This is a genomic window from Pseudoalteromonas sp. SCSIO 43210, assembly GCF_054133285.1.
Genome location: NZ_CP087225.1, coordinates 190,862 through 208,197, shown reverse-complemented (window position 1 = coordinate 208,197; position 17,336 = coordinate 190,862). Strand labels below are relative to the sequence as shown.

The 17,336-nt window shown below is 40.0% G+C and carries 14 protein-coding genes, 3 tRNA genes and 1 rRNA gene; 6 read left to right on the top strand and 12 right to left on the bottom strand.

All coding sequences use genetic code 11. From position 1 onward, the window contains the following. Window positions 1-5 precede the first annotated feature (5 nt). A complete protein-coding gene (locus LOS73_RS00875) occupies window positions 6-1,082 on the bottom strand; it encodes a hemolysin family protein (protein WP_457934327.1) in 1,077 nt (358 codons plus the stop codon). Window positions 1,083-1,166: 84 nt separating this feature from the next. On the opposite strand from LOS73_RS00875, the gene LOS73_RS00870 reads away from it, so the two are divergent. Both LOS73_RS00870 and LOS73_RS00865 read left to right on the top strand, forming a co-directional pair. Next, entirely contained in the window at window positions 1,167-3,662 is a 2,496-nt protein-coding gene (locus LOS73_RS00870; RefSeq protein ID WP_457934326.1) for a prolyl oligopeptidase family serine peptidase, read from the top strand. 216 nt (window positions 3,663-3,878) lie between these two features. After that, a complete protein-coding gene (locus LOS73_RS00865; RefSeq protein ID WP_007376182.1) occupies window positions 3,879-4,583 on the top strand; it encodes a response regulator transcription factor in 705 nt (234 codons plus the stop codon). On the opposite strand, the gene LOS73_RS00860 is transcribed toward LOS73_RS00865, so the two are convergent. From LOS73_RS00860 to nudE, 7 genes are all read right to left on the bottom strand, one after another. Then, a complete protein-coding gene (locus tag LOS73_RS00860) occupies window positions 4,580-6,091 on the bottom strand; it encodes a YifB family Mg chelatase-like AAA ATPase (RefSeq protein WP_457934325.1) in 1,512 nt (503 codons plus the stop codon). The two genes, LOS73_RS00865 and LOS73_RS00860, sit on opposite strands and share 4 nt — an antisense overlap. A gap of 34 nt (window positions 6,092-6,125) precedes the next feature. Continuing rightward, entirely contained in the window at window positions 6,126-6,740 is a 615-nt protein-coding gene (locus LOS73_RS00855; protein ID WP_007376180.1) for a trimeric intracellular cation channel family protein, read from the bottom strand. 375 nt (window positions 6,741-7,115) lie between these two features. Continuing rightward, window positions 7,116-7,192: transfer RNA gene (locus LOS73_RS00850), tRNA-Met, on the bottom strand. A 141-nt stretch (window positions 7,193-7,333) separates the two neighbouring features. Next, window positions 7,334-7,410 (bottom strand) — tRNA-Met (locus LOS73_RS00845). A 161-nt stretch (window positions 7,411-7,571) separates the two neighbouring features. After that, window positions 7,572-7,648, bottom strand: a tRNA-Met gene (locus LOS73_RS00840). 136 nt (window positions 7,649-7,784) lie between these two features. Then, window positions 7,785-8,588 (bottom strand): 3'(2'),5'-bisphosphate nucleotidase CysQ, encoded by an 804-nt coding sequence (gene cysQ, locus LOS73_RS00835; protein WP_033029289.1) that lies wholly within the window; start codon window positions 8,586-8,588, stop codon window positions 7,785-7,787. Beyond that, window positions 8,581-9,153, bottom strand: a complete 573-nt coding sequence (nudE, locus tag LOS73_RS00830) for an ADP compounds hydrolase NudE (RefSeq protein WP_007378907.1) — start codon at window positions 9,151-9,153, stop codon at window positions 8,581-8,583. The genes cysQ and nudE overlap by 8 nt, the downstream gene beginning before the upstream one ends. Window positions 9,154-9,214: 61 nt before the next feature. Here nudE and yrfG point away from each other — a divergent pair, with 61 nt between their 5' ends. Continuing rightward, window positions 9,215-9,862 (top strand): GMP/IMP nucleotidase, encoded by a 648-nt coding sequence (gene yrfG, locus LOS73_RS00825; RefSeq protein ID WP_007378908.1) that lies wholly within the window; start codon window positions 9,215-9,217, stop codon window positions 9,860-9,862. Between the two features lie 15 nt (window positions 9,863-9,877). Here yrfG and LOS73_RS00820 read toward each other — a convergent pair whose 3' ends face one another. From LOS73_RS00820 to LOS73_RS00810, 3 genes are all read right to left on the bottom strand, one after another. Further along, window positions 9,878-10,501, bottom strand: coding sequence for a dUTP diphosphatase (locus tag LOS73_RS00820; RefSeq protein WP_002963012.1), 624 nt, complete (start codon window positions 10,499-10,501; stop codon window positions 9,878-9,880). Between the two features lie 103 nt (window positions 10,502-10,604). Then, the gene (locus LOS73_RS00815; protein ID WP_457934324.1) at window positions 10,605-10,973 is read right to left on the bottom strand and encodes a YacL family protein; all 369 of its coding nucleotides are present in this window, start codon (window positions 10,971-10,973) and stop codon (window positions 10,605-10,607) included. Between the two features lie 116 nt (window positions 10,974-11,089). Then, window positions 11,090-11,314, bottom strand: a complete 225-nt coding sequence (locus tag LOS73_RS00810; RefSeq protein WP_002963009.1) for a hypothetical protein — start codon at window positions 11,312-11,314, stop codon at window positions 11,090-11,092. Window positions 11,315-11,617: 303 nt separating this feature from the next. Here LOS73_RS00810 and uvrD point away from each other — a divergent pair, with 303 nt between their 5' ends. The 3 genes from uvrD (at window position 11,618) to LOS73_RS00795 (ending at window position 16,782) form a co-directional block, all read left to right on the top strand. Beyond that, complete coding sequence (uvrD, locus tag LOS73_RS00805; protein WP_008166456.1) at window positions 11,618-13,783, top strand: DNA helicase II; 2,166 nt, start codon at window positions 11,618-11,620, stop codon at window positions 13,781-13,783. After that, window positions 13,761-15,830: a GNAT family N-acetyltransferase gene (locus LOS73_RS00800; RefSeq protein ID WP_457934323.1), complete on the top strand. Its 2,070-nt coding sequence runs from the start codon at window positions 13,761-13,763 to the stop codon at window positions 15,828-15,830. Before uvrD ends, LOS73_RS00800 begins: the two co-directional genes overlap by 23 nt. A 103-nt stretch (window positions 15,831-15,933) precedes the next feature. Next, window positions 15,934-16,782, top strand: coding sequence for a chemotaxis protein (locus LOS73_RS00795; protein ID WP_457934322.1), 849 nt, complete (start codon window positions 15,934-15,936; stop codon window positions 16,780-16,782). Window positions 16,783-17,137: 355 nt separating this feature from the next. Here LOS73_RS00795 and rrf read toward each other — a convergent pair. Next, window positions 17,138-17,252: ribosomal RNA gene (rrf, locus tag LOS73_RS00790) — 5S ribosomal RNA — on the bottom strand. Window positions 17,253-17,336 lie beyond the last annotated feature (84 nt).

Here is a 17,336-nt window from a genome sequence, read left to right as displayed (position 1 = left end):
GTTAGCTAATTATCACCCCGAGTGTGCTTATCTTCTTCACTGACTATATGCGCACTACTTGCTAAGCGTTTGTGCCAACGTTGCTTAGCTACTGCTCGCATATTAGTTGATTGGTCACGCTCATCTACAATCTCTAGCCCCATTAAAGCTTCAATCATATCCTCTAGCGTTACAATACCTTGCACGTCACCGTACTCATCAACAACTAAGCATATATGTGTGCGCTTTGTTAAAAGAGTTTGCAGTAACGACGATACATTCTGAGAGGTTGGCACCGTATAAATGGGCTTAATCAATTTGCTAATTTTGTAATCAGTACCTAAACGGTGAAATGCCAGCATAATATCGTTTTTATGCACAAACCCTACAATATCGTCGCTGTCTTTATCAAATACCAATATACGAGAAAATGATGACGAGCCGTGATCGTTTAAATACTGATTAACCGTCAAATCTTTATGAACTTTAAAAATGACCGTACGAGGTGTCATTAAATCGCATAACTTTGCATGTCTAAAGTGCAATAGGTTACGAATTATTTCAGACTCATCTTGATGAAGCGCCCCTGATTCAGTGCCTATATCAGCCATAGCCTCTATTTCTTGACGGATGTAATACGCTTCGTTGTGCTCTGGCCTCATCAGGTTAGTGAGCTTTTGTGCAAACCATACAAAAGGCTTTAAGGATATAACTAAAAAGCGTAATGAATAGGTCACACTTGGCGTTAGAGCTCGCCAGTAATTAGCCCCCAAGGTTTTAGGAATAATTTCAGAAAGGATTAATACGAGGAATGTCATAATAGCTGATGCAATACCTACAGCCGCATCGGAAAACACGACAGCCGCTTGTGCGCCAACCCCTGCAGCACCCGCAGTATGGGCAACCGTATTTAAAGTTAAAATAGCAGCTAAAGGCTGATCTATATTGTTTTTAAGCTTTTCGAGCTGTTTAGCCAGCTCAGGGTGCTCTTTCCTAAGTGATGCAACATAGCTGGGCGAAATACTTAATAACACAGCCTCCATCACAGAACATAAAAACGAAATAACAATCGCCACTACCATATAAACTATCAGTAAAGTCACTTTCTCTCCTCTATATTGGATATGTGAGCATGGTAACAATACATGCTATATTTGGCCAAACTTCCAATAATAATAGGCATAATAATGAAATTTAGCGCACCATGGTGTCATCAAAATAAGCTATTTAAGTACGCAGCTGCTCTTTTAACGCTTAGCAGCTTAAGCTTTGCTGCAATAGCTGCACCATTGGATAAATCAAAAATTCAGTTTATCGGCCCACTTGCCGAAGATATGCAGTTAAAGCCTTTTCAAACACCTCATGGCAGTGCGATTATTAACAACCTATTGCCGCAACTACAAGCAGACACAGATAGTTTTTCTGTATTTGGGAAAAAACAAAACTGGCAGCCGTTTAATAAAATCAATGCGCTCACTTTAGGTGGGTTACAGGCACTAAAATTTAATATTGAAACAACCCGCTTTACACAAGGTACGCTTACCTTAAAAGGGATTGAACAAGGTCAGTTATTTATTAATGGCGAACTACAAACAGGCGATAAAAACAGCTATAAGTTAGCTTTAAATAACAGTACTCACTCTATTTTAATAGTAGTCCAACAAGTAGCTAATTGGCACGACGTAATGCTTGATTTTGCACCTAAAAGCGAGGTTGATAAAATTACGCTTAGCGCCTCACAAACAAAACGCTTATCTGCAAAACAATTGTTTGATGCCCCTACGATCAGCCAATTATCACTCGCACCTAATGCTAAGCAGTACGTTACTACTACTCGCACTTATAGCGATAAAACACAAAACCAAGCAAATACAGTTACTGTACTTAAAGATTCAGATAATCAAACGCTTTATCGCTTCGAAGCAGGCCAACCAAGTAACATTATTTGGAGTCCAGATAACCAATATTTAGTGTATTTGTTAAATGGTGAGCTTAAACAACTTAACCGTAAAAACTTCTCAATAAAAACATTAGCAAACGATTTAGAAGGAGCCAATGGCTTTACCTTTTATAACGACACCAGTCTTTTGTTTAGCTGGTCTAAATCACCTGAGAGCACTAACAGCTTAACCAAGCACTATAAAGGTCTACAAGATCGCTGGTCGTATGCACGTACCACCAGCCAAATTTATATGCTTGATACTAAAAGTGGTTTAACAAAAGCACTTAGCCAAGGTCCTCTTTCTTACAGCCTTGAAGATTCAAATAGTAACCGTGGCAAAATATTAATGAGCCGCCCAGTAATGGCAATGCAAGCATCAACCCACCCTGAAACAGAGTTAGTCGAACTCGATTTAAAATCAAACAAGCTTTCATCGCTTGGTAAATTCAAAACGTTTAATTTAGCCAAATACACAAATAAAGATATTTATGTAGTTGCAGGCCCTGACTTTAAAAATGGCGCAGGTAGAGCTCTACCAAAAGCAATGCTTGCTAATAACTACGACGGGCAACTTTACCTACTTACTGAAGGCGGTAAAAACGTAAAAGCACTTAGTAAACAATTCGATTCTGCTATTGGCCAACTGCACGTTTTAGAAAACGGCGATGCGCTCATTAAAGTAACAGAGCAAGACACTCAACCACTTTACCTATTTGATTTAAGTAAACAGCGCTTTAAAAAGTTAAATACAGGATTGGATATTGTTGAAAAATTTAGTTACTCACACGACCGTAATACCGAAATTTTATTAAGTGGCACTAACGCTTTAGCGCCACAACAACTAAAGCGCCTTAACGTAAGTAAAAATAAAACAGATTTAATATGGGATTCAAAACCAAGTAGCTATGCAAATACACAACTCCCTACATTAGAAGAGTTTAATTTTAAAAATAAACATGGTGTTGAAATAACTGGCCGTGTTTACATTCCGAGCAATTTAGATAAAACTAAAAAGCACCCGGCGCTCGTGTATTATTACGGCGGTACTTCACCAGTTACGCGTGGTTTTACAGGTCGTTACCCGTTTAACTTATGGGCAGAAAATGGCTACGTTGTTTATGTTGTGCAACCTACTGGCGCAACAGGGTTTGGACAAAAGTTTTCAGCGCAGCATGTTAATGCCTGGGGCGACTACACCGCAGACGATATTATCGAAGGCACACAAGCCTTTTTAAATAAATACAACTATGTTGATAGTAAAAAAATAGGGAATTTAGGGGCATCGTACGGTGGCTTCATGACCATGTTATTAGCAACTAAAACCGATATATTTAGTGCTTCAATAGCTCATGCGGGTATTTCTAATATTACCTCGTATTGGGGTGAAGGTTGGTGGGGTTACTTATATTCTGGCGAAGCATCAAAAAATAGCTTCCCGTGGAACAACTCTGAGCTGTACAGCCAACATAGTCCTGTATTTCATGCCGACAAAGTAACAACACCTATGCTACTTCTTCATGGTGATAGCGATACCAATGTACCTGTTGGCGAGAGCTTAACAATGTACACTGCGCTTAAACTGCTTAATAAAGACGTAGAGTTAATAGAATACAAAGGCGCCGACCACCAAATTTTTGCACGCGATAAACGATTTAATTGGTGGAACACCATGCTCGCATATTTTGATAAAAAACTAAAAGACGAGCCTCAATGGTGGGACTCCATGTATAAAAATGACTGAGCCTGGACCTTAAAAATAACGACTTAATACAGATTTATTAATAGCAGTATTAATTATTTAGCACCTTTGAATTAGTTTAAAGGTGCTAATCTCATCCTCTCATAACGCCTTTCTCTCTTTTGAAATATTAAGTTACCTAAAACTACTAAACACCCTTCTCAGCATTTACCTAATGGTGCTACCATATAAGGCTATAAGCATTCAAAATAAAGTACTATGGCTATTAATGTTTTATTGGTTGAAGACGATGAATTACTCGTTAAACGCATCCAAAATCACTTTGCAGATACCGAATTTACAATAGAGATCGACCCCACTGGCGCTGATGCACTTAGCATTGTAAAGCAGCGAGTAAACCTGCGCGGTGCTATATCATTAGCCATAATTGACATTGTTTTACCTAAGCGCGATGGTCTTCAGCTCGCAAAAGAATTAAACACACTGACCGATATTGGCGTTATTGTATTATCGAGTCGTGACTCCCAAGCCGATCGCATTGCTGGTCTTGCTCAAGGTGCTGACGACTATATTTGTAAGCCCGTCGATTTACTTGAGTTGGAGCTACGCATGCGCGCACTCTATAAGCGTGTTGCCGTTAACCTAGAAGACGACGAAAGCGAAGAGTTTATAGAGTATGCTGACTTTAAGCTTCATCCCGATAACCGCACATTAATTACTGCTGCGGGCGTTGAATCACGCTTAACTGAAGCCGAGCATAAAGTGCTGATTTGTTTAATTAGTAATGCAGGTAAAGCAACTTCCCGCGAAAAAATATCAGAAGAAATAGGCCAGCCAGATTGGAGCCCAAATGATCGCACTGTTGATGTACTTATTGGTCGTTTACGTAAAAAGTTAAATGACGAAAAAGATCAGAAACGCATTGTTACCGTACGCGGTAAAGGTTATATGCTTTCTATTTAATACTTAGTCAATTGCGCAATAAGGCGCTCAAAAGCACGGTAATTAAGTGCCTCTTTAAGCTCATTTATACTAATATTTTCAGCGCCTTTTAAATCACTAATAGTACGCGCCACTTTTATCACTCGATGATAAGAACGTGGCGATAAAGACAGCTTCTCGCTTGCTCTGGCTAAGAACTGCAACTCTGCAGGCGCTAATACGCAGTGCACACTCATTTCTTTATTATTAAGCCTCGCATTAACCTTACCTTGGCGTTTTAACTGTAGGTAATAAGCCGCTTCAACTCTTACTCTAACCTCAGCGCTACTTTCCTCCGGCTGAGTGCTTTGTAATTCAACACTCGTTAACCGAGGAAGCTCTATTTGTAAATCAATACGGTCAATAAAAGGCCCCGACACGCGCGATAAATAACGCATAACTTGATCGGGAGTTGCTCGCTTATCAGTATGGCTCCCTGTTGGACTTGGGTTTAATGCGGTTATAAGCTGAAACTGCGCTGGGAACTCCATTTGCCTAGCTGCACGTGAAATAGTAACCGTACCAGTCTCCATCGGCTCACGCAGTGAATCAAGCACCTTACGCTCAAACTCTGGTAATTCGTCTAAGAAAAGCACTCCATTATGTGCCAATGAAATTTCACCCGGTTTAGGGTTTGATGAGCCACCAACCAAAGCAACCGCTGAGCACGTATGATGCGGGTTACGAAATGGCCGCTGTCGCCAATTAGTTAAATCTATAGATTGCCCAATAATAGAGTAAAGCGCAGCAGTCGAAATAGCTTCATCGTCCGACATAGTAGGCATTATAGTTGCCATTCGCTGGGCCAACATTGATTTACCAGTGCCTGGGGGGCCTAAAAAAAGTAAATTATGCCCGCCAGCTGCGGCGATTTCTAATACTCGCTTTGCGCCAGGCTGACCTTTCACATCGCTTAAATCGAGCAAAAAGTCAGGGGCTTGCGTGCAGTCGGGGTACTCTATATTCAATGGCAAAGGTTGTTGATTAAGTAAGTCCCCCCACACTTCTTGAATAGAACTGACGGCTTTGCGTTTAACGCCATTAACTAGGCTTGCTAGACTGTCATTTGCAAAGGGTAAAAAGCAGCAGCGATCTTGCTCTTTTGCAGCAAGTACCGAAGGTAAAATAGCATTCACACCACGCACCTCACCATTAAGTGCAAGCTCACCATAAAACTCGTATTTATGAATATCAGGACACACTATTTGTCCAGAGGCGACTAAAATACCCACAGCAATTGCAAGATCAAACCGCCCGCCATCTTTTGGCAAATCAGCAGGGGCTAAATTTACGGTTATTCGTTGATCGGGGAAGCCAAATTGAGAGTTTTCGAGCGCACTACGCACTCTATCTTTCGACTCTTTAACTGACGCTTCGGGCAGGCCTACAATATGAAAAGCGGGTAAACCATTTCCTAGGTGAACTTCTACAATAACTTCAGGGGCGCTTATACCCACTTGGGCACGAGAAAATATACGAGCTAAAGACATTCCTTATCCTAGTAAATGGTGTGATTACACCAGTTTAGTCAGGATATTTAAAAACGTGTAATGTGATTTGCCACTTTATTGCAGCTAAACGAAGTAATAAGGTCATTAACATACCTAATATCATTGCCACTTCGGTTGCTAACGAAATACCAATACTAAGTGTATAAACAGTGCCTCCCGCTATGCAGGTAATAGCGTAAAGCTCACCTTTTAATAACATAGGGATTTCACGGGCAAGTACATCTCGAATTAATCCACCAAAGCAGCCTGTAATTACACCCATTATTACCGCTGTCATATCAGGCATACCAGCAAGTTGCGCTTTTTGCGCCCCCATTACTGCAAAAAAAGCTAAGCCAAACGCATCCGCTGTTTGTAAAATATAATGAGGTATCGGCTTTTGCTTATTTATAAGGCGTGTTGTAACAAATACTGAAGCGAGTATGGCTAAAAAGTAACTTTGATCGTGTAACCAAAACACAGGAGCGTCTAAAATTAGGTCTCGTACTGTACCACCACCAATTGCGGTTACCGTAGCTAAAACTACGACTCCAAAGCCATCCATTTTTTTCTCGTACGCTAATAAAGTGCCCGATACAGCAAACACCGCAATGCCTATTAAATCAAACCAGTGATAAAGTTCTGTCATGTGTATTGTTACTTAAAATATTTTAACCGTTTTAACATAAAATTCTCTTTTAAAAAATTTATTTGTTAAAGGCTACAGGTATTAGAGGAAAGTCATTAAATAAAGCAGAATATAAAGAATTTTACCAAACTTCAGACGCAAAAAATCACTCAATAAAGAGTGCGATTTTGTTTTAATTTTTTAGATATTTAATTTCAGTGGTTGCGGGAGCTTGAGTTTGTAAAAAGCGAACCGACGACCTTCGCTTACTTGTGCAAAGTGTTTTACGCAGTAACAGTGGATTTAAATTTATAATAATTTATTAAACTCCAAACGCAAAAAATCACTCAATAAAGAGTGCGATTTTGTTTTAATTTTTTAGATATTTAATTTCAGTGGTTGCGGGAGCCGGATTTGAACCGACGACCTTCGGGTTATGAGCCCGACGAGCTACCAGACTGCTCCATCCCGCGCCTGAAATTTGTAGACTTGTTTTCAGTTGCTTACATTACAACTTGGCTTCCAATTAAAAATTTATTGCGAGAGCTGGGAAGGTGGAAAGTGAACCGACGACCTTTTTAAGCTACCTACTGCACTAAATCTTTATAAAAAATTGGTTGCGGGAGCCGGATTTGAACCGACGACCTTCGGGTTATGAGCCCGACGAGCTACCAGACTGCTCCATCCCGCGCCTGTATATTTTAAGTCTATCGACTACTTTATTTTATCTCTTAAGTTAGAGTTTACAGTAACCTCAATCCCTAAGGAAATTGGTTGCGGGAGTTGTGAAGGTGAAGAATGAACCGACGACCTTTTAAAACTACCTATTGCACCAAATTTCAATAAAAATATTGGTTGCGGGAGCCGGATTTGAACCGACGACCTTCGGGTTATGAGCCCGACGAGCTACCAGACTGCTCCATCCCGCGCCTGTAATTTCTTTAAAACATTTTCGTAATATTTACGAGCCTGCCTTGAAGAGAGCGCTACTATATAGGAATAAACATATAATGCAAGGCTTAAACTACTTAATGTTGTTCAAGTGAACAAAAAGCAACCAAAGCGCTATTCTGCGCTCAATCTTTGGTGTGGATTTATCATTTTTTGCCATTCCCAATCAGGATGTCCCATTACTATAAAGTCAGGGTTTTCAGTGCTCTCGCGCTGGTTGTACGTTAACGGGTTAAATTCTGCATCGGTAATACAGCCACCGGCTTCCTCAATAATAACTTGCGAAGCACCTGTATCCCACTCACCCGTTGGGCCAATTCTTAAAAAGCAATCTGCTTTGCCTTCTGCAACGATACAAGCTTTTAAAGAACAGGAGCCAACAGCAATCGTTGTAAACTGACTATTTAAATACTGGCTCACCGCTTCTATTTTTTGGCGGCGGCTCACTGCAAGCGTTAAGTTCTCTGGTGGCGCTACAGATATTTGCTTATCAATTGAGTTTTCACGTTTAAAAGCACCATTTTTAGCTGTAGCAAAATAAGTCACACTTTTGGCAGGCCAATGAATAACCCCTAGCACTGGGTGGTTATTTTCAATCAATGCAATGTTTACTGCAAAGTCGCCACTTTCTAATATAAATTCGCCTGTACCATCCATCGGATCGAGCAACCAATAACGCTGCCAGTTTTGTCTGTCAGCGAGTGCTGGTATAGGTGTTTCTTCCGACATAATAGGAATATCGGGCGCTAAGACTTTTAATCCAGCAACCAGTACGTCATTTGCTGCTAAATCAGCTTTGGTAACAGGCGTGTTATCTGATTTCTCTTGTTGGCCAATATCGCCTTTTTTATAAATGGCCATAATTGCATCGCCAGCACGCTCAGCTAATTCAATACACGGTTCGATTAATTTATTCATCGGCAGCTCCAGACGCTAAATACTTATCTAATAATAGCAAAGCTGCAACACTGCGTGCTTCGGTAAAATCTTCTTGCTCTAATAATGACTGCCACTGAGTTAATGGCCACTTAACAACAACAAGCGGCTCAGGTTCGTCACCAATAAGGGTTTGAGGGTATAATTGCTTAGCAAATAAAATATGCATTGTGGCATTAAAGTAACTTGGCGCCATTGTTACTGTTCTTAATGGTTTAAAATACTCAGCACCAAAGCCAATTTCTTCTTTAAGCTCTCTGTTAGCAGCTTGCTCTGGGGTTTCGCCCGGATCAATTAAGCCTTTAGGAAAACCTAACTGGTAATTGTTTGTGCCCGCACAGTATTCACGTACAAGTAGTAACTCATTATCTGCACTTAACGGAACAATCATCACTGCTCCCCGGCCACCGCCGCGAATTCGCTCATACTGGCGCTCTTCGTTATTAGAAAACTTTAGCTCTAAAGACTCCACAGTAAACAGGCGGCTTTTAGCGACAACATTGTTACTGAGGATTTGTGGTGGTGTTGGGTGCTTTTTCTGTGTCATTGGCGTTAATTTGCTATCATGGCAGTTAGTTCAATAATAAACCTTATAAGTTGAAATTCCTATGTTAAATTGGTCAAAAATCGATACCGTTTTGCTCGATATGGATGGAACATTACTCGATTTACATTACGACAGTCATTTTTGGCTTAACGTTATCCCTGCGCAACACGCATTAGCAAGAGGCATTAGCCTAGATGCAGCTAAAGCAGATATTTTAAAACGCTATCAGGCTGTGAGCGGTCAAATACAGTGGTATTGTTTAGATTATTGGGAGCAGCAATTAAGCTTGCCTATAATGGAGCTTAAACGAGAGTCTCAGCATTTAATTAAAATGCGCGAAGACGTACCTCATTTTTTAACTGAGCTTAAAAAAGCAGGCAAAGAGTTAATTTTACTTACCAACGCCCACCCTGAGAGTGTCATGCTTAAATTTGAGCATACAGCGATTGATAACTACCTAGATGGCGTAGTGTCTACTCATGAATATGGAGTAAGTAAAGAGCAACAAAGTTTGTGGCACCAAGTACAAAAAGACTTAGGGTTTAATAAGCAGCGCACTTTGTTTGTAGATGACAGTGTGCCGGTTTTGAATGCCGCACGAGAATACGGCATTGAGCACTTACTTGCAGTTGCTAACCCTGATAGCCAACAACCACATAATGAAATAGCCGATTACCTGAGTGTTACCGACTATCGTAAGATTATTTAACGCAGTTTACGTGGGCTAGATTTTTGGGTAACGCGCTTCAAGGCCTTGGTATACTAACTTTGCAAAATCTGCATGTTCTGTATCAAGGCTTTTAACTACTTCAACTAAATGCTCGTTATCTTCTTGCCCGTTCCATTCTTTAATATAGCTACCATCTTTGTAACCGTGATCTTGGCGGAAAAAGTTTAACGTATTTTTACCTACGTAGCCGCGATATAAATCATCAATATCCATACCCATTTGCGCCATACAGCCGGCAAAGGCAGCGGCATTAAACGTTTTATCTGCAACAGCAGAAGCCGCTAATATTTCTAGCGTTTGTTTAAAGTCATCCGCTTGTTGAGCATTACTAAGTTCAGCTTCAAGTTGCTTTGCTAAGTCTTCGTAGCTAGTTTTGCCGTCAATTCTAAGCGATAGACCAAAATGAAAAATATCAACCAACTCTAAAATAACTTGTTCAGTATCTGGTGTTTGTTTTTTCCACCATTTCCAACCATGATGATCCAGCATTTCAGCGCACTCAACCCAAATAGCGCGGTACCATTCGAATCCTTGAGTAAACCATTGCTCATGTACTTTAGTGTTCATGGCGTTTTGCATTTCTAGCATCACTACTAGCTTGTTTAAATTAGCAGACATATCAATTCCTGTCGTTCTGGTTGGCGTAATTTCGTTGGTGTAATAATACAGATAAAATGCTGATTGTGCATTGCTGTATATTTCATTAGTGTGCTGGTTATGTTTATCGTGACGTCGTAAACTCACGCCAAGAATCAATTAAATCAATGAAATCTTCAAAGCCACAACCACTACTTAAACCATTTTCTTCAAGCGCTAAATCGTCATCTTGATACGCTATTAGGTCTTCGCTGTCTTGATAAAGCGCATGGGCTTCAAACAGTGCTTCGTCTTTGGTTAATATTAAATCTATTTCTTGGCCTTTTAGCGTTAACGGCTCATAGCTTGAGCTCACCGATGAAATAAGCGCTTGCACCATGGCTACTTTGTCTTTGCCTATTTCTTCGTTTAGCCAGCGACCAATAATAGCGTGTTCACTGCTTATTTTAATACGTAGCCCACTAATAGGGTCACGAATAAATTGATATTCCATAGGGTTTGCCTGTAAATCTTTAATTGCGTAATTATATACGTAAACGCCCGTAAACCACAGGACATATAAAGTAAAATAGCGCCACATGGGCGCTATTTTACTCAACTTTAAAACCGTTAACTTCGCGATCTATAACGCGCTGCGTCAATAATCGACCATAAGTAAATAATAGGCACAAGTACAAAGCCTACAAGCACATAAATTAGTGCGTAACTTATTATAATAGCGAGTGCAAAAAATATAGCCGCTAAAATACGCCCTTGCACTAACTGCCCTAAGCCAGGAAAAAATATATTACATAATGCTGCGATTACGTTACCGCCAGAACCTTGATCTGCCATACTAACCTCTGTATTTATTTGATTTTATAATTATTTACTTACACACTCTATGCCAATTTATTAAAGCTTACAAATCAAATAGTTAAATTAGCCTAGATTTAGAGAGTTAGTAAATTTTGCTAACTTTAGGTCAAATTAGCAATTTTTATTGTGCGTTTACGCTTTTTTGTTTGTTCAAAAAATTATCAAGTTACTCGTTTTTAAGGCTATTTTATAAATAGCTGTTTATAAAAACAGTATTTTATTTAGCCTAACAAAAACACCTGTTATACTGCCCACAATATTGATTAAAAAGGCGTAACGATGGACGTTTCACAATTACTCGATGGCTTAAATGACAAACAACGCGATGCCGTTGCAGCCCCACTACAAAACATGCTGGTGTTAGCAGGTGCTGGGTCTGGTAAAACACGAGTGTTAGTTCATCGTATTGCGTGGCTTATGCAAGTTGAGCAAGCATCTGCTTACAGTATTTTTGCCGTAACCTTTACTAATAAAGCGGCTAAAGAAATGCGCAGCCGCGTTGAAGAAACACTAAAAGCCCCTGTAGGTGGTATGTGGATTGGTACGTTCCATGGTTTGTCGCATCGTATTTTACGTGCTCATCACCGTGAAGCTAACTTACCTGAAGCCTTTCAAATTTTAGATTCTGACGATCAACTTCGGATGATCAAGCGCTTATTAAAATCGATGAATATCGATGATAAAAAATGGCCTGCTAAACAATTTGGCTGGTACATTAGCGCCAAAAAAGATGAAGCACTTCGCCCTAAAGATATTCAAGCATACGATATTAACGAGCAAATGATGCTGCGTGTTTACGCCGCCTATCAAGAAGCCTGTGATAGAGCGGGCCTAGTTGATTTTGCTGAAATATTACTACGCAGCTACGAAGTATTAAAAAATAACCCTACGTTACTACGTCATTACCAGCAACGCTTTGCACATATGCTCGTAGACGAGTTCCAAGATACAAATACCATTCAATATGCTTGGTTAAAGTTACTTGCTGGCGATACTAACAGCATTATGATTGTAGGCGACGATGACCAAAGCATTTATGGTTGGCGTGGTGCTAAAATCGAAAACATTAAACGTTTTTTAACTGACTTCAGTGCAGAAACCATTCGCCTTGAACAAAACTACCGTTCAACCGCGACTATTTTGAAAGCGTCCAACGCATTGATTCAGAATAACTCAGAACGTATGGGTAAAAGCTTGTGGACCGACGGTAACGATGGCGAGCCAATCTCTATTTATGCAGCATTTAATGAGTTAGACGAAGCACGCTTTGTGAGTAGCAAGCTACGAAGCTGGTTAAATGCAGGAAATGCCTTGCAAGATGCCGCAATTTTATACCGTAGTAACGCGCAATCTCGTGTACTTGAGGAGGCCATGCTACAAGAAGGCTTAAAATACCGTATTTATGGTGGTATGCGATTCTTCGAACGACAAGAAATTAAAGATGCGTTGTCGTACTTACGTCTAGTGGGTAATCGTCAAGACGATGCCGCATTTGAGCGTGTAATTAATACGCCAGCACGCGGTATTGGTGATAAAACATTGAGCCATATACGCGACTGTGCACGAGCAGAATCGTTACCACTTTGGTATGCCGCAAAAGCAATTGTAGAACAACAGCATTTATCTGGTCGTGCTTCTGGTGCAGTAAGTAAGTTTGTAGAACTCGTTGAACAAATAGAAGATAAAATTAGCGATCTAACTTTGCATGAGCAAGCCAAGTACACAATTCAAACCTCAGGCTTGATGGCAATGTACCAAGCTGAAAAAGGTGAAAAAGGCCGTGCTCGCGTAGAAAACTTAGAAGAACTAATTAGCGCATGTGACCAGTACGAACTTCCTGAAGACGAAGAATACAGCTCGCCTTTACAAGGCTTTTTAGCCCATACGTCACTTGAGTCAGGTGAAGGACAAGCTGAAGAACACGAAGACGCCGTACAAATGATGACGCTTCACTCAGCTAAAGGCTTAGAGTTTCCGTTAGTGTTTATGGTGGGCGTAGAAGAAGGCATGTTCCCTTCTCAGCAAAGCAACGAAGAGTCTGGCCGCTTAGAAGAAGAGCGCCGCCTTTGTTATGTAGGCATGACACGAGCAATGGATAAGTTATACATTAGCCATGCTGAGAGTCGCCGCTTATACGGGCAAGAAAAATACCATAGCCCATCACGCTTTTTACGCGAAATACCTGAGGACTGCGTAGAAGAAATCCGTATTAAAACACAGGTTTCTCGCCCACCTGCCGCCGGACGTTTTAGCGCATCAGTTAGTCATGCCGCATTTGAAGACAGTGGCTTTAACTTAGGACAACGAGTTTTGCATGCTAAGTTTGGTATTGGTACCGTACTTAATTACGAAGGCAGTGGCGCGCAATCTCGCGTACAAGTAAACTTTGACGACCTTGGCAGTAAATGGTTAGTAACGGCCTATGCACGATTACAAGCGGTATAAAGCACACCAAAATGAGTTAGAGCAACAATTAGCTGGCGCGTATCATCGTCAGCTAGTGTTAATAACTGGCAGCCCAGCTTGGTGTTATGAAATACTTAACTCATTAATAGATGAAAACAATACACTTGTTGTATCAAAGCAGTGCGCGATTAAAAATTCGTACTGGCCTACTCGCACTCACCAAATTTTAGGGCAAGAATTTGCTCATGCTGTTTACAATGGTTTTAGTGGTTTGCACCCTGATAAACTTGCAGCACTTGCCGGCACCGTTAAAGCAGGCGGTATACTGTTTTTATTACTGCCTGAACTAGATGATTTAGCCTCTTGGCAAGATCCAGCATTAAGTACAGTGCAATCACACGGTCAGAGCATTGACTACAGCATATTTAATCAGCGTTTCGCGACTATTATTAAACCGTTGCCCGCTTTTCACTTTAGTGAAAAAAATGGCTGTATTAGTAATAACGCTAGCTATGTAATGCATAATAAAATTGATTATGAGCCACAGCAAAACTGTATTGAGCAAATAATAAAAGTAGCTAACGGCCGTGCCAACAGGCCTTTACTCATTAATGCCGATAGAGGTAGAGGTAAGTCGGCAGCACTTGGCTTAGCAGCCGCAAAATTAGCTGATAAAAAAGTAATTATTAGCAGCACTCAATTTAAAGCGACCCATAGCAGCTTTAAACATTTAGCCCAAGAGTTAAGCCTTCAATACAACGCTGAACATAAACAGCTCGCCAACTTGCACTACGTTGCACCTGATGCGTTATTAAATGCATTACCTGAATGCGATTTACTACTCGTTGATGAAGCTGCAGCAATCCCTGTTCCGTTATTACTACAAATGCTAGCTAATTACCCTCGTATAGTATTTGCAAGCACTCTGGTTGGGTATGAAGGCAATGGTAGGGGTTATACCATTCGCTTTAGTAACTATATTAAAGCACACTATAAAGCCTCTAAAGCTGTAACGCTTGATGAGCCCCTGCGCTTTGCTAAACACGATCCTCTTGAGCAACACATTCGCACACTACTAGCACTCGATGCACAATATATAGAGTTAAGTAGTGATCAATTAGAGCAGCCAGTACATAGCGAAATAACTCAGCAATCCCTTGTAAACAATGAGCCTTTACTGCAACAAGTTATTGCCCTACTTGCACTGGCTCACTATCAAAGTAGTGTCAACGACTTACGCCAACTACTAGACGCACCATCGCAACGGCTATTTATTAGCAAAATTAATAATCAATTAGTTGGCGTATGCTTAATCGCCATAGAAGGTGGTTTGAGTGAAGACCTTGCCCTACAGGTTATAAGTGGAGAGCGCCGTCCGCAAGGACATTTAATGGCGCAAGCACTCTCACAACTTAGCTTTAATAATGACTGTTTAACACAACTGAGCGCTCGCGTTGTACGAATAGCGATTGATCCGAGCTCCCACAATATAGGACTTGGTAAAACGTTACTTAGTTATTGCGAGTCGCAGGTAAAAAGCCAATGTAGTTGGCTTGGTGCAAGCTTTGGCGCAACAGCGCAGTTACTTAATTTTTGGCAAAACCTAGGGTTTGATACTGTAAAATTAGGTTATCAACGCGATAAAAGCACCGCTGAACATTCGGCGCTTGTGGTTAAATGCTTAAGTGACAAAAGTGCAATTCTTCACCCCCTAAAAAAGCAGTTTAAAAACGATTTCTTTTATGCTCTTTTAACACACTTTAAAACACTAGATTGGCAACTCGTGAATATTATAATTGAAGGATTTAGCGACGAGTTAATAAGCCTAGAGACTCACGAGCGATTAGCGCTGCTCACTAAAAGTAACTTCACTCAATTTAGTATCTCTGCAACTCTTTGGCAGTTACTGAGTCAGTCACCTTCTTATATATCTCAATTAACAGAGTCGGATAAACAACTTTTAATAAAATTAGTACTTCAAAATGAAAGTAATGAAAAAGTGATTCAACACTTAGGTTTATTAGGAAAAAAGCAGCTTGAAAATCAATTTAAACGTGCCATAAAAAACCTCACTAACACCATCTAATAATTTCTAGCTGCCCTATCTCTGTTAAATTTTATCCATCTTTAAGCTATTTATTTAATTTGTTCTATCCTTAAAGCATTAATAGGTAAATTAAGATAAAGGCATGGAATTAATAAACTTTAAAGTGGGCTGCAAAACAATTTCGCTAAAAATACTCGATATTTTATTAACTGAGCGCTTTGACAATAATCTAACAACTTTACCAAACAATAATAAAAGCTTTATTGGTGTTAAAGATTATATGGATACACCAACACCTGTTTTTGATTTAGGTATTATTTTAAATAATATCTCAACCGAACAAAGTAATGCGCATGTACTAAAACAACTAAGAATATGGCAAGACAAACTATTAAACTGGTTTAATACCCTTCAAAGTAACGTATTAAATAGCTCGGCTTCTATTTCAAATAATGACGCAGAACTACAAGATTTTGTTTTGTTTTACAAAGAATTCAACACCGACAATGAAGATTTAAAATTAACAATCTCTCGGCTTGACGAGCCTTTCCAATCATTACTAGAGACAGCAAAGGCAGCCATAGCAGCCCATAATCAAAGTGATCATAAACAAGTATCAGCTCTGCTCGACAAAATTAAGCGTAATAGTCTAATTCAGCTTGAGCGTTTATTTGAATCAGCTAAAGAGCAAATAACCTTAGACTATAAACCTATTATTGTTTTCACCACCAAAGACGGATTAAATCCACATGTTGGTTTATTAGTAGATAAAGTCGAAGACAATATCGACTATAAAAAAGAAGACATAAGGCCACTGGATAAGCTCACTGAGGTTGGTTTTGATCTAGACCCACAAACTAAAAATATGATGCGAGGATTAATCAAGCTTTCACAAAAGCACAGTGTGTTAATTGATCCAAGCGTGATATTTAAACCAACCCAAATAGAAGAATCCGAAAGTGAAGAAACCCAAGCTTACGGACTATTTTAAATAACCTTTAAATTTGGTTATTAACTTTAGTACTGGAATAATGAGCTATTCCGCTCAACTTGTACATTTAGATGAATTGGAGAAGAATCGAGTATGTAATGTTCGTTACTCCCCCATATTTCACTTTTCTGCAGACGTAAAAAAGCCCGACTATTTCTAGTCGGGCTCTCTACAATTTGAAGCCTGGTAATGTCGTAGTGCCCACAGCGGTAGAAAGTCACATAACAAATGCTACACTATCATCGGTCGAAGCTTTGACTTCACTACTGAGTTCGGCATGGACTCTTGGCTATTTACTAAATCCCAGACAGCAAAAAACCCGTCACATTGCTGCAACGGGTTTCTTTAATTTGAAGCCTGGTAATGTCCTACTTTCACATAGCAAATGCTACACTATCATCGGCGCTGTTTCGTTTCACTACTGAGTTCGGCATGGAATCAGGTGGGTCCAAAACGCTATTGTCACCAAGCAAATTTGGGCGTTAATACGTATTTCTGCGCACTAACTGAATTTGGAAAATATCTGATAATATTTTTTAAGTCTTTCTTTAAGT